The organism is Gluconobacter sp. P1C6_b (assembly GCF_018811945.1).
In the GTDB taxonomy this organism is placed as follows: Bacteria; Pseudomonadota; Alphaproteobacteria; order Acetobacterales; family Acetobacteraceae; genus Gluconobacter.
Window position 1 is genome coordinate 1 of record NZ_JACRVU010000030.1, and the last position, 12,867, is coordinate 12,867.

The following is a 12,867-nucleotide window of genomic DNA, read 5'->3' on the forward strand; positions in this document are numbered from 1 at the left end:
CTCATGCATGTCTCGCCAGGGGCAACCTGTGCGCAGAACATGCAGCATACCATTGAGGAACCGGCGATTGTCTCCAGCCGGACGCGCCCAACGTCCGCGTTCAGCCGGCAGAAGTGGACCAATGATCGCCCATTCCTGATCCGTCAGATCACCTCGTGCCATGCCTGCTCCACTGTACTGCCTTCATTGAAGACAACAGTGAATCAGATCTCACGCAGATCGTATAGACCTTTTGTCAACGTGACCTAATCCAATTTGAAGAGAACGATAGGGCAGAGGTTCAAGCTGCAAATTTCGTTCTGGATCCCATTGAACTCGCACAGGCGATCTAAGCTTAAGCTGATTCCATTCTTCTGGACTCATGGCGTCATCCCGATGAGTGTTGCAGCTATGCGTAAGAGCCCACTCAAAGCCTATGCGCGTAATATCCATGGCAAGAATTCGGCGTTGCCCAGCGTCCTTGTATCCCCATCCCGCTCGATACATCATCCAAAGGAATGATGGTTTAATCCAGGTCATACGTTCCATTTTGAACGTAGGCGGTCGAAACGTACCGTTTAACAGGGCAGCATCCGCTATTTCATCGCTATAGGCCTGATAGACACGGATTGTTTTCTGGTCGAATACGGCACGTATCTGACGCTCCTGAATATTTTCCAAAGGAAATCCATCAATTTTAAATTCGTTTCCCAGATTGCTTCCAATCTGAACGTTGCACTTATCCGTATATTCATGGCTGGCTTAACGATAGACAGCCCAAGCGGGAACCCAATAAAAGTATGGATTCCCGCCAATTTTTCCGCTCCCCTGCGGGCTGCAGGGTTTATGCCCCCCTCAGGATCAGGACGCGGGATGAAACAGCACACTCAAAGAACGCACACCCTGCGCACCATGCACGAGAACGCCCTCGATATCCGCCGTTGCTGACGGACCGCTCTGGAACACGGCATAATGCGCCTGCGTCCATTCCGGGCGCTGATAGGCATTGTGCAGGTTGTACACGATCTGAGACGGGTCCAGCAGGATGATCAGATGCTGCGGCAGAAAGCCCGTCGTATTCACGAGAAGCTGCTTTTCCGTGAAGCACAGCGATCCCGTCTCCGCCACACCGAACGCCGCCCGCAGAACGGCATATTCAACCGGAGCGATATCCGTCGGCTTTGTCTGAGGCGTGATCTTCATGTCCCCCTCGAACGCCGGCACGCAGGACAGGACCGGTCCCGACTTAACGATGGCCTGACGGACAGGCGCCATCGGATCGACCGCATCCGGGGTCAGCATCTTGCCCCCCATGCGCTCCAGAGACTTCTGAAACAGCGCATTCAGGTCGGCTGGTGCAGCCTGATCGAACAGCGGCACGTTCGGGCGCGCACGTTCGCCCTGAACGTGGTTTTTGCGGATTGTGTCCAGAATGGCTTCGCGTGAACCGCTCATGACTTTTTCCCTTCGTCCTGCTGCTTCCGGTTCTTGCGATACCATTCATTGAACGTCTGTTTGGGTGTCTCGGGAATGTCGCGCTTGCGGCCCCAGGTATTGAGCTTGTTGTAGAGCATGAAATGCGGAAGATGCCGCAGCGCGCTGCGGCCCAGAGGCAGGCTTGCCCGATAGACCACGGGAGAGGCCAGAACCTCGCCGGCCGCCTTCATCATGACTTTCTTGACCGGGGAGATTTCCCCCTCGCCCGCCAGCGTCCTGCGCCAGTCGGCGATCTGTTCGTGAATATTGATCTTCACCGGACAGACATTGGTGCAGCTGCCGTTCATCGTCGAGGAATAGGGCAGGTTGCGGTATTTGTGGACGTTGAAGGTCGGATCAATGATCAGCCCGATCGGACCGGCATAGGTCGCCCCGTAGCTCAGGCCGCCACTGCGCCGGAAAACCGGGCAGGTATTCATACACGCGCCGCAGCGGATGCATTTCAGCCCCGGCCAGAACTTCTCCATGCCAAGCCGGGCGGAGCGGCCGTTGTCCACGAGCACGACATGCATCTCGCTCCCTTTGCGGGGGCCGCGGAAATGGGACGTATACTGCGTGATTGGCGATCCCAGGGCACTGCGCGACAGCAGGCGGATAAACACGGCCAGATCATCCAGTCCGGGGATCAGCTTCTCGATCCCGATGGATGCGATATGCAGCGGCGGCGTGTTGGCGGAAAGATCCGCATTGCCTTCATTGGTGCAGACGACGAAGGTCCCCGTCTCCGCAACCACAAAATTGCCGCCCGTCATACCGGCCTGCGCGGACAGGATCAGCGGACGCGTGGCTTCGCGCTGACATTCCGTCAGGTAATGAGCATCCGCATTGTCAGGGTCGGAACCGATTGTTTTGGCAAAAACACTCGCGACATCGGTCCGCAGCTTGTGCACGGCGGGCACGACAACATGGCTGGGTGCTTCATCATCCAGCTGCTGGATACGCTCGCCAAGATCCGTTTCGATAACCTCGACATTGTTCTCGGCCATGAATTCCCGGAAGCCACATTCCTCCGTCAGCATCGACTTGCTCTTGATCAGCCGCTCGACGCCCCTGCTGCGCAGGATCTCCAGAACGATGGCGTTATTCTCGGCTCCGTCCTTGGCCCAGTGGACCTTGATCCCGTTGGCCGTCGCATTTTTCTCGAACAGCTCAAGATAGTAGTCGAGTTTGGAAAGCGTGTGCTCCTTGATGCCCGAGGCCAGGTTTCTCAGCTCTTCCCATTCCTCGATCCCATGCATTTCCTTGTCGCGCTTCTGGCGCAGGTCCCACAGACGCGCGTCATGCATGGCCTCGTGTTCGGTCGCCGCCATGAAGCGGTTTGCCGCCTCGGACTGATCGACCGGCCGGTTCCCGTGGATTTTCGCGCCACGGGGCTGCGGTTCAGAAATCCGCGATTTCAGCGGCCGGGAGGATGCTGCCCCGTGATCCAGCTGATCGGCATGGGGATCGGTCAGTTCTTCATGCAGTTCGGCGGTCATGCGCGTGCTCCATTCAGGATCTGGGCGATGTGGATATATTTGAGATTGGCCCCCATCCGCCGGGCACAGCCTTCCTGATGCATCATGCAGGAGCTGTCGGAGGACGTGACATATTCCGCCCCGGATTTCAGCTGATCCGTGACCTTGTCCTGACCCATCTTGGCCGAAACGCCTTCTTCAAATACCGAAAACGTCCCGCCAAAGCCGCAGCATTCGTCAGGCCGCGTCAGATCGGCGAATTCGATCCCCTTGACCATCTTCAGGAGCGCTTTCGGCTTGGAAAATGGCTCCTCGCGGCGCTCGGTCATGCTGGCGATCCGCAGGTTCCGCAGCGTGTTGCAGTTGTTGTGAAGCGCAACACGATGCGGAAACTCGGCCCAGGGAAAGGCATCGACTTTCAGGACATCATGCAGGAACTCGACCAGTTCGTAGGTCCGGCTGCGAACGTGTTTGACGGCGTCGCTCTGCTCAATAGCCGTCATGTTGTTGCGGACCTGATTCGTGCAGCTTCCGGACGGCGTGACAATGTAATCGTATTTCTCGAAATTACGGACGAACAGTTCCTCCGTCCTGGCCGCTTCACGCTCACAGCCGGTATTGGTCATGGGCTGTCCACAGCATGTCTGGTCAACGGGATATTCAACGGACACCCCAAAGCGCTCCAGCAGTTCCAGAGTCGCAATTCCTGTCTCGGGGTGAAACATGTCCACATAACATGGGACGAACAGACCGACCTTCATGGGGAATACCTTTGTCTTCAATCATCTCGTGCGACAACAGTCTCATGAAAATAGCGCAGAAACAAAAGACAAGTTTGCGGGAGAATCGAAGTCATCATAACAAGAGTATTTTAGTCCTGATAATAACACCAAAACAGAATAGTGAATTATGGATGTTTTGAAAATTACAATGGATAAATGTATTTCGCACACTTAAGTATTAATTCATGCTTCCATTAAGAGTCTTTGGGTCTGCAATTCCATCTCCAATACCCATCCTTTTTAAGACAGAATGTCCGGAAGGATTTTTTTCGCCCTAAAAGACAGATACTCCTGCCCTCAACAGAAAATTATATCGAGGCTGATATCCTCGTAGCATCCTGCGTTTTCTGAGAAGTACAGATCCGTGCTGAGTGTGAATAATGCCTCCGTCCTCTCCAGGCTTCAGGCTCTACCCCAAGGCACCACTGCACTGAACAAGGCTGAAACGGCAGGCTCAACCGGAAAGAGCGTCTCGACCGCCTCGGACAATCCGGCGATCTATTCCATTGCCAGCACCATGCAGGCCCAGCAGGGCGCCATCACGACCGAAATATCCGCACTGACCGATGCCGATCTGGCAAAACAGAGCGTTCTGCTTCTTTCCGCTCAGACCAGACAGCAGCTCGCCGTGCAGTCCCTCTCGATCATGGATAGCCAGCCCTCAATGCTTCTCAAGCTTCTGCAGGGCTGACAGGGTTTCAGGCACAGGCCTTTTCCATAAGCGCCACGACATGCTTCAGGATATGCCGTTCGTCATACGCCTCGAGCGCAACCTGCCTTCCGGCCGTGCCCATCTTCTGTCTTAACGCTACGTCCTGCGTCAGGGTGCGCAGGGCCTTGGCGAGAGGCATGGACAGGCCTGGCGGAACCAGAAATCCCGTTTTCCCATCCAGAACCTGCTCTCTGGGGCCCCGGACATCCGTCGCCACAACCGGCAGTCCCGTCAGCATTGCTTCGATGACCGACATCGGCAGCCCTTCGAAATGGCTGGGCAGCGCAAACACATCTGCAGCCCTCAGCAACTCCGGGACGTCTTCACGATATCCAAGCATCCGCAGACGCGGGCCGAGACGGTCGCGTGCGCATGCGAAGGCTGCCGTCAGATCCGCGCCATGATCCGAAGGCAGACGCTCCCCGACCACCCAGAGCTCCGCGTCCGGAACATCTTCCATGGCCCGCAGCAGTTCGGGATGACCCTTGTGCCGCACCAGGCGCGACACAACGATGACCACCGGCCGGTCTTCCGGCACCCCGAGTTCCCTCCGCAATCGTGCACGCGTCTCCGGATCAGGATGGTAGCGCCCGGGATCCCGACCGTTGCCGATCGCTATGGGGTTGCGGTTCAGGTGCAGGCGGCGCGCGTCCCGCGCCTCTTCACGCGAGACCGTCATATACAGGTCCGTTATGCGCCCTGCCGCCCATTCCAGGATCAGGGAAAGCATCCGGCGACGCCATGACCCGGGCTGATTGAACAGGAAGCCGTGGCAGGTATACGCCACGACGCGCACCCCGCAGAGCCGCGCGGCAAATCGCGCCAGAATACCACTGATCGGCATGTGCCCATGAACCAGATCAGGCTTTTCCCGCCGGATCAGCCGCACCAGAGCAACAAATGCCCTGTACTGCGCCAGCGGCGAAAAGGAGCGGGCCATCGGAACGCCATGCACCGTAAAGCCCTCGGCCCGGACAGGCTCCAGATGGGAGCCTTCGGCACATGCCCCCTGAACGTCATGTCCGGCACCACGCAGTTCCCGCATCAGCGGCAGCAGGAACTGCCTGAGCGCAAAGTCCACGTTGGTGATTTCAAGTATCTTCACAATCGCATTCCGGACGAAACAGCCTATTCCGGGATGCGTTCGAGCAGCCAGGTCACGCTCTGATGGGTGCGCCTGACCGCCTTCCCGGCGTCAGTTTTTTCATCAGCCGGCGCGGCATCTTCTTCCGGCGGAGCCGCGTCAGGAAGGGCCCGCGGCGTAATGATGATCTGCTGGCAGATCTCGCGCTTCCCCCGCCCCAGATAAACGTCGTTTTCCAGCCGTACGACCCCGTCACGCTGCCTGAAACGCCAGATCGTCCCGCCAACCTGCAGAATGATGTCCTCATCGTCCTGCGTCACCTTCACATCCGGATGGATATGGAAGCGGATGGCAAAGTCGATATTGCGCTCCCCATCAATGATTTCCTGCCCGCGCAGATCTTCGCCATCCGAGCCGAAATACAGGCGACGGGTCCATTTCGCCCCCAGCGGCGCGTGGTAGCCATCGTGCGACAGATCCAGCCAGTGCGCGGCCCCATCCGTCTGATGATCGCAGGACACGGTAACCGGCCGGCGCGTCATGCCGCCATCCGGTCCGAAGTCCGCGGACGACAGACCATCCGCTACAAGTACCGTATGGGCAGCACTGCATCGCATGGCATCGCGCCAGGCTCCGACCACAGCGCTTCCGCAGTTCACGAACAGGCGATGACGCTGGTGCGAAAACTCGAAGGACAGGGTTCCGGCATGCGCCATGCTGTCAAACCCGGCTGGCGCGGGGGGGCCGCTATCCACAAGCAGCAGCGATTTGCCGAGCGCCAGCCGCGTGAACTTTCCCTGCGGCATGGCAGGCGCAATCAGTTTCTGCCGCGATCCCTGCGCCAGAACGTCTTCCACAGCCGCACTATGCCGTTCATTCGCCCCGTTAAAGACCGCAAGACCACCATCCCCATGCCGCATCGCCCGCAGAACGGGACAGACCCTGTCCAGAGCCCGGTCGATAAAGGGCGGAACACTGGCATGGGCAGTGCGGAACATGACGGACATTTCCGCCAGCTCCCGCGTGACGAGGAACTGCGCCTCCGGACTGCGCTCCGCCACTGTGCCGTCTGCCAGAACCAGCCGCTCCAGTTCCCCGGGCAGATAGCGCAGGAATCGGGAGATGAACCCCGCCTGCTCCGGCATTGCCATGGCAGCCGCCAGCAGTCCCCGGAATGCCATCAGACCTCGCACGCCCTGAGGTGGCAGAGGCAGAAGGGCCGCGATGGTCCGGCCCTCCACCAGCATCCGTTCCATCAGACGCTGCTGAAGCCGCGGATCGGCAGAGGCCAGGCAGAACTCATGATTGGACAGCCAGGACGCCAGACGGGATCCCGTGACGCACGCATCCCGCACCAGCGGATCCGTTGGCGGATGCGCCAGCCAGTCGCTCACGAGTCCCCGCGCGGTCAGACGGGCCCTGTCGCTCCCGAGGGTCCGCAGATCCCGCAACCAGCTGAAGCCGTGGAGCCATTCGCGCACCGGTTCCGGCCAGGGACCACGCTCCCAGTTTCCGTTGGGCAGCGGATAGTCCTGTCGGTCGAAACGGAAATGGCCGCCAATCAGGCGCGCACCCTGATCCGGATCACCTTTCCAGGGATCACGGAACGCATGCACTGGGCCTTCGGAAGCAGGCCCCCCGAAGGGCAGACGGGCAAGGGAGAGACGAAGACCTTGAAGCCAGCGACTACCTGTCATCCGGTAATCTGTTCCACGAACGGCCCTTCAAGCGCCCTGATGGCCGCGTCCCGGTCCTCTTTTCCGAAAATGGCCGATCCGGCAACGAGCATGGTGGCACCGGCCTCGACCACACGCGGTGCCGTCCGAGGATCGATCCCCCCATCCACAGCAAGGATGATGTCACGACCGCTTTCCCGGATCATTTCCGAGAGCGTCCTGATCTTGGAAAGCTGGCTGTCGAGGAAGCTCTGACCGCCGAATCCCGGATTGACCGTCATCACAAGAATGATGTCCACCAGATCCATGACTTCCGACAGCGCCACGGCAGGCGTCGCCGGACAGATCGCAACGCCAGGACGACAGCCCAGGGCGCGGATGGTCTGAAGCGAACGGTGCAGATGGGGCGCGTTCTCGACATGAACCGTGATGTGATCGGCCCCCGCTTTCGCAGTGGCCTCAAGATACGGGTCCACCGGATCGATCATCAGGTGAACATCGAATTTCGCATCCGTATGCGTGCGAAGGGCCGCAATGACCGGAGGGCCAAACGAGATGTTCGGCACGAAATGCCCGTCCATCACATCAAGATGGAGCCAGGGCGCACGCGCAATGGAGGCGATCTCTTCCCCGAGGCGGGAAAAGTCAGCAGCCAGAAGGCTGGGAGCGACGATGATCGAGGGCCGGTCAGTCATACTCTCCTGTATCGGCAAACCCATCGCCCGACGCAAGCCACATCCGCATCCGTGCGCATCTTCGTGAGGATCATGTCTGTACGCACACCCTTCCGGAACCCCGGCGTCCCTGAAACGTCCTGATAGCCACATCTGTCGACCTGCCCGGAGTGCCTCATGACCGACCGCCTTTCGCCCACCCTCCTCAGCCGCGACAGCTGGATCCGCCGCCCCTCTCACCGGGCATGGCTGGAAATGCAGGGTCGTCGCCTTCTGGATTTCAGCAAGGGCGGGTGCATAGACGGCGGTTTTACCGGACTGGATCTGGAAGGCACGCTCCCCGAAAATGCAAAACCTGAAGCCACGCTGACCGCGCGCTGCGTCCATGCCTATGCCGTGGCGGAGCTTCAGGGCCTCCCCGGAAGTGCGCCGCTCGTCGCCCATGGAATCCATGCCCTGCGCACAAACTTCCGCGACGACGCTCACGGGGGCTGGCAACATTTCGCGGACAAGGACAATGACCGCAAGCAGGCTTACCTGCACGCTTTCGTGGCCCTCGCGGCATCCTCAGCCGTCCTGATCGGGGCGGAAGGCGCGGGCGACCTGCTCAGGGATGCGATCCATCAGATCGAGACCCATTTCTGGAGCGAGGAGGAAGGCGTCATGCGCGAGAGCTTCGCTCCGGACTGGTCGGATGAGGAAGACTATCGCGGTGCCAACAGCAACATGCATTCCACCGAGGCCTTCATGGCGCTGGCGGACGTCACCGGCGACGTGAAATGGCTCCATCGCGCCCGGCGCATCGTCACGCGCTTCGTGCACGAACTGGCCGCGGCGGAAGGATTCGCGATGCCGGAGCATTTCAACCGCAACTGGACCCTGCTGCGCGACTACCACAGCGACAAACCCAACGATGACCTGCGTCCCTATGGCATGACGCCCGGGCATTTCGTGGAATGGGCCCATCTGACCCTGAAGCTCGAAGCCGCCCTTCTGCGCCACGGTCTCCCCACCCCGGAATGGATGCTGCACGACGCGCAGGCCCTGTTCGAGACCGGCATGAATACCGGATGGAACGCTGATGGCCGGCCAGGCATGCTCTATACCATCAACTGGGAGCACGGTCCGCACAACCGCAGCCGCATCCACTGGGCGCAGGCCGAAGCCCTGACGGCCGCCATCAATCTGCACAAGCGGACCGGCAATCCCCATTACGAACACTGGTACCGCATGATCTGGGATTACATCGATACGACCCTGATCGACCGCGATTTCGGCAGCTGGTTCAATGAAGTCAGCCCCGAGGGCGAACCCACCGAGACGATCTACAAGGGCAAGGGAGACCTGTACCACGCCTATCAGGCGACCCTTGCGCCGATGATGCCGCTTGCCCCGTCCCTTGCCACGGCCATCGAGCAGATCGGCGTTCCGTACTGATCCACCAGCCCTAGGGCGCTTTCGTCAGAACATAGACCGGAAGCGCCACGGAATCCCGGAACAGGTACCAGAGTTCCACCATCCGGAAGCGGCACGGCGCAGCCCCCGAGACCGGCCTCACGCCTGCCCGGCGCAGGGCCCATTCCGACCGCAGGACATGAAACCACTGCGTGACCACGATAGCGCCCGCGGGATGCAGCCGGGTGACATGCAGGGCCGTCAGCCAGGTGTTGTTTCCGTGCGAATCCACAATGATTGCCGAAGCCGGAACATCCCGGGCCATCAGCCATTCCGCCATGATCCGGGCCTCGTCCTGATGGTTGCCGCTTTCGATCGCACCACTCACCATGATCGTCCGCACCAACCCGGCACGCCACAGCCGCAGCCCTTCTTCCAGTCGTTCCCGCAGCGCCGGACGCGGCACCCCGTTCTGCGTAACGGCTGTTCCGAGGATAACCGCCATTTCCGAACGGACCGGCACAGCCGAGACACCGCGGAACGCCACCCATCCCATCCACAGCAGCCACAGACCGAGCAGCACCCCGGCACCCAGCAGTCCCCGACGCAGCCTTCTGACGATCATGCCCCGGGACGTCAGGAACATGTCTCTTTTCCAGCCTGCAACCGGTGCAGGTAAAGCAGCGCCACCCCGGCCGCCAGAATCCCGGAGAGCGATCCCACCCCCAGAGCCCAGCGGGGGCCCAGACAGTTCGCAACCATGCCCACCAGCGGTGCCCCCAGCGGAGACGATCCTGCAAAGACGGCGAAACGGATCGAGACCACCCGCCCGCGCATACCTGGGTCGGTCGCGAGCTGCATGTAGCTGTTGCTGACCGCCGTGAAGGTCAGCGACGCCATGCCCGCCATGACCAGCGTGACTGCAAAAGCCCAGTACCCCGGCGAAAGCGCGCCCAGCAGGCAGGCCAGACTGAAGACGACAGCCCCCTGCGGCAAGGCGGAAAACTGCATGGTCTTGCGGCTGGCCGCGAACAGGGCCCCGATGATCGTTCCAACCGCCATGGCCGAATTCAGGACCCCATAACCATGCGCCCCGACGTGAAAAACGCTGACGGCCATGGTTGAGATATAGATCGGGAAATTGAGCCCGAAGGCCCCGAGCAGAAACAACATGAACAGGATGGTCCGCAGGTCATCACGCTTCCAGACGTATCGCACGCCTGTCAGCAGATCCTGTTTTTCCTGATGCGCATTGTCCGGTTTGACGGGTGCAAGACGATGCAGCTCCTGTGTCCGCAGGGAGAGGAGCGACATCAGCACGCCATAAAATGAAAGCCCGTTCAGAATGAACGACCAGCCCGAGCCGAGTTGCGCAATACAGAACCCGGCTATGGCCGGCCCGATCATACGCCCCGCATTGTAAGAGACGGAATTGAGCGCAACGGCGTTGGCCAGATCCGCTTCGCCAACCAGTTCGCCCGCAAAAATCTGCCGCACCGGGCTGTCAAACGCCGCCACACAGCCGCTCAGAAATGCAAAGAGGTCCACTTCCCACAACCGGATCAGGCCCGTCACCACCAGAACCCCCAGCGCAATGGCCAGAGTTCCGAGTGCAGCCTGCGTCAGCAGCAGAAAGCGATGCTTCTCCACCCTGTCGGCGATTTTTCCAGTCCAGAAAATCAGCAGGAGCGGTGGCGCCAGCTGAAGCGCCGTGACGATGCCAACAGCCGTCGCATCATGCCGGGTCAGTTCCGTCAGAACCAGCCAGTCCTGCGTCGTCATCTGCATCCAGGTCCCGATATTCGAGACCAGCGCCCCCATGGCCCAGATGCGGTAGTTACGTCTCCCCAGAGAACGAAAAGCATCCCCCATCATGGGCAGGGTCCGTCATTCAGGACAGGGGAGCACAAGGAACGAGCCGGCATGCCGCCAGTGTCGGGAATATCAGGCCCGATGTCGAGGCATGTCGCGATAATGTTCCACAGGGCCGGCCGGGGCAGGATCGTCTTCGTCAGGCTTCTGCGGCAGCAAGGCTCCGGTTTGCAGGGTGCATCCAGTCATCGGACGGCTGCGCGGGAGCAAAGCTGAATCTGGACAGTTCGGCGAAAAGATCCTTCGCCTCGTTGCTCAGGTTCCGGCACGCCACGTTGACCTCTTCCACCATTGCGGCATTCCGCTGGGTCATCTGGTCCATTTCGTTGATGGCCTTGTTGATTGTCTCAAGGCTCTCAGCCTCACCCGTCGTGGACTGTGAAATCTCTTCAAGCAGCGACGTAATTCCGTCCACATGCTGGCTGATGACCTTCATCGACCGATCCGCCTCGCCGACGAAATGAACACCTTCTTCCACCTGACGCCCCGAGGAGGCGATGATGTTGCGGATATCCTGGGCGGACTTGGCCGAACGCTGGGCCAGAGCCCTGATCTCCTTTGCGACCACGTCAAATCCCTGCCCCGCCTCACCGGCGCGCGCCGCCTCGATCCCCGCGTTCAGCGACAGGAGATTGGTCTGGAACGCGATCTCCTCGATCAGGCCCAGAATGCTTTCGACCTGCCGCGAGGAAGCCCGGATTTCCCCCATCGCCGTATTGGCCGAATGCATGACCCCCGAAATCACAACCGTCTGGGCCCGGGTTTCCAGAGACGTCTCACGCGCCTGCACCGCGGAGCGGGCGGTTTTGCCGACTGTCTGCGTAATGCTGTTGAGGGACGCGGCGGACTGGGCAAGGTTGACGGCCTGCCGTTCTGTCCGCTCGCTCAGCTCCGCGGAAGCCGAAGCGATTTCCGACGTCCCGTTGGCAATCATGGACGTCGCATCGGAAATCTTGGCGATCGCCGTTCGGTAAATATGAATGAGTGTATTGAAATCCCGCCGGAACTCTTCAAACCGGTCCTGAAAATGCTCCTGAAACGTGAAGGTCAGGTCCCCCTTCTTCACGATTTCCATCCCGGCGCAGATCGTTCCGATCGTTTCGCTCTGCAGCTGACGGATGCTTTCGCTCTTTCCGGAGAGTTCTTTCTGGATACGCGCGGCCTCACGCGCCTCGGTGGCTGAAACTTCCTGAAGCTTCAGCTGATTTTGGCTGTTTTCCCGAAAGGACTGAAGGGACCGGGCCAGACGCCCGGCGCAGTCCTGATGATGAAGGCAAGGAATGGTGATGTTAAGCGCGCCCCCGGCCACTTTTTCGGTGGCAGCCGTGATCTGCTCGAAGGGAACCGCGACGATACGGATGGCAAATCTGGCGATCAGAAGCGTCAGGGCAATCTGAAACAGCAGTCCCGAGCATTGCGACAGGGTCTGTTCATGACGATAATGCAGGAACAGATGCTGAAAAACCTGCTCGACCACAAACTGAAGCACAGAAACCAGAATCAGAACGGCAAAGAGTACCTTGATTTTCTGGCGGACATAGGCGGTTTTTTCAATCCAGTTCAGCATGAGAGCCTTTTTGACCTCTGGTCTCACGCTATGTTCAGGGGGCGGCGTGAGTGTTTGGAAATTTATACCTGTCGTTATTAATAAAAAATGAATATTCCTCTCGAAATTGTTTGCAACATACCCCCGACCGTATGCGAGGCCCGCCTTCAGACGGCTCCGTCATGTTGACAAT

Annotated in this window: 13 protein-coding genes; 2 read left to right on the forward strand and 11 right to left on the reverse strand. The window is 59.7% G+C overall.

The window, feature by feature from the left end:
* The 5 genes from KP701_RS14190 to KP701_RS14210 all read right to left on the reverse strand — a co-directional run.
* On the reverse strand, positions 1-162 hold a 162-nt coding region (locus tag KP701_RS14190; protein ID WP_215746917.1), incomplete at its 3' end, for a transposase.
* Positions 163-210: 48 nt separating this feature from the next.
* Positions 211-660 (reverse strand): DUF4291 family protein, encoded by a 450-nt coding sequence (locus KP701_RS16595; protein WP_215747606.1) that lies wholly within the window; start codon positions 658-660, stop codon positions 211-213.
* Positions 661-840: 180 nt separating this feature from the next.
* Positions 841-1,434, reverse strand: coding sequence for an LUD domain-containing protein (locus tag KP701_RS14200; protein WP_215747607.1), 594 nt, complete (start codon positions 1,432-1,434; stop codon positions 841-843).
* Positions 1,431-2,954, reverse strand: coding sequence for a lactate utilization protein B (locus KP701_RS14205; protein ID WP_215747608.1), 1,524 nt, complete (start codon positions 2,952-2,954; stop codon positions 1,431-1,433). The genes KP701_RS14200 and KP701_RS14205 overlap by 4 nt, the downstream gene beginning before the upstream one ends.
* Positions 2,951-3,694 (reverse strand): (Fe-S)-binding protein, encoded by a 744-nt coding sequence (locus KP701_RS14210; protein WP_215747609.1) that lies wholly within the window; start codon positions 3,692-3,694, stop codon positions 2,951-2,953. Before KP701_RS14210 ends, KP701_RS14205 begins: the two co-directional genes overlap by 4 nt.
* A 385-nt stretch (positions 3,695-4,079) precedes the next feature.
* On the opposite strand from KP701_RS14210, the gene KP701_RS16500 reads away from it, so the two are divergent.
* Entirely contained in the window at positions 4,080-4,406 is a 327-nt protein-coding gene (locus tag KP701_RS16500; protein WP_371818997.1) for a flagellin, read from the forward strand.
* 7 nt (positions 4,407-4,413) lie between these two features.
* Here KP701_RS16500 and KP701_RS14220 read toward each other — a convergent pair whose 3' ends face one another.
* Genes KP701_RS14220 through rpe form a run of 3 tightly spaced genes read right to left on the reverse strand, consistent with a single transcriptional unit; the run spans position 4,414 to position 7,882 of the window.
* Positions 4,414-5,532 carry a glycosyltransferase family 4 protein gene (locus tag KP701_RS14220; RefSeq protein WP_215747610.1) on the reverse strand — a complete coding sequence of 373 codons (1,119 nt, stop codon included), beginning with the start codon at positions 5,530-5,532 and terminating at the stop codon, positions 4,414-4,416.
* Between the two features lie 23 nt (positions 5,533-5,555).
* Positions 5,556-7,208, reverse strand: a complete 1,653-nt coding sequence (locus KP701_RS14225; RefSeq protein WP_215747611.1) for a heparinase II/III family protein — start codon at positions 7,206-7,208, stop codon at positions 5,556-5,558.
* Positions 7,205-7,882, reverse strand: a complete 678-nt coding sequence (gene rpe, locus KP701_RS14230; RefSeq protein WP_215747612.1) for a ribulose-phosphate 3-epimerase — start codon at positions 7,880-7,882, stop codon at positions 7,205-7,207. The genes KP701_RS14225 and rpe overlap by 4 nt, the downstream gene beginning before the upstream one ends.
* Before the next feature lie 156 nt (positions 7,883-8,038).
* On the opposite strand from rpe, the gene KP701_RS14235 reads away from it, so the two are divergent.
* Positions 8,039-9,298, forward strand: a complete 1,260-nt coding sequence (locus tag KP701_RS14235) for an AGE family epimerase/isomerase (RefSeq protein ID WP_215747613.1) — start codon at positions 8,039-8,041, stop codon at positions 9,296-9,298.
* Between the two features lie 10 nt (positions 9,299-9,308).
* On the opposite strand, the gene KP701_RS14240 is transcribed toward KP701_RS14235, so the two are convergent.
* The 3 genes from KP701_RS14240 to KP701_RS14250 form a co-directional block, all read right to left on the reverse strand.
* Complete coding sequence (locus tag KP701_RS14240) at positions 9,309-9,902, reverse strand: YdcF family protein (RefSeq protein ID WP_225198795.1); 594 nt, start codon at positions 9,900-9,902, stop codon at positions 9,309-9,311.
* Entirely contained in the window at positions 9,893-11,131 is a 1,239-nt protein-coding gene (locus tag KP701_RS14245; RefSeq protein ID WP_215747614.1) for an MFS transporter, read from the reverse strand. Before KP701_RS14245 ends, KP701_RS14240 begins: the two co-directional genes overlap by 10 nt.
* Positions 11,132-11,267: 136 nt before the next feature.
* Entirely contained in the window at positions 11,268-12,722 is a 1,455-nt protein-coding gene (locus KP701_RS14250; RefSeq protein WP_225198794.1) for a methyl-accepting chemotaxis protein, read from the reverse strand.
* Positions 12,723-12,867: the final 145 nt, after the last annotated feature.

Coding starts and splice junctions, on each gene's coding strand:
- KP701_RS14235 (WP_215747613.1), top strand. CDS start 8,039: ATGACCGACCGCCTTTCGCCCACCCTCCTCAGCCGCGACAGCTGGATC.
- KP701_RS14205 (WP_215747608.1), bottom strand. CDS start 2,954: ATGACCGCCGAACTGCATGAAGAACTGACCGATCCCCATGCCGATCAG.
- rpe (WP_215747612.1), bottom strand. CDS start 7,882: ATGACTGACCGGCCCTCGATCATCGTCGCTCCCAGCCTTCTGGCTGCT.
- KP701_RS14225 (WP_215747611.1), bottom strand. CDS start 7,208: ATGACAGGTAGTCGCTGGCTTCAAGGTCTTCGTCTCTCCCTTGCCCGT.
- KP701_RS14200 (WP_215747607.1), bottom strand. CDS start 1,434: ATGAGCGGTTCACGCGAAGCCATTCTGGACACAATCCGCAAAAACCAC.
- KP701_RS14240 (WP_225198795.1), bottom strand. CDS start 9,902: ATGTTCCTGACGTCCCGGGGCATGATCGTCAGAAGGCTGCGTCGGGGA.
- KP701_RS14245 (WP_215747614.1), bottom strand. CDS start 11,131: ATGATGGGGGATGCTTTTCGTTCTCTGGGGAGACGTAACTACCGCATC.
- KP701_RS14210 (WP_215747609.1), bottom strand. CDS start 3,694: ATGAAGGTCGGTCTGTTCGTCCCATGTTATGTGGACATGTTTCACCCC.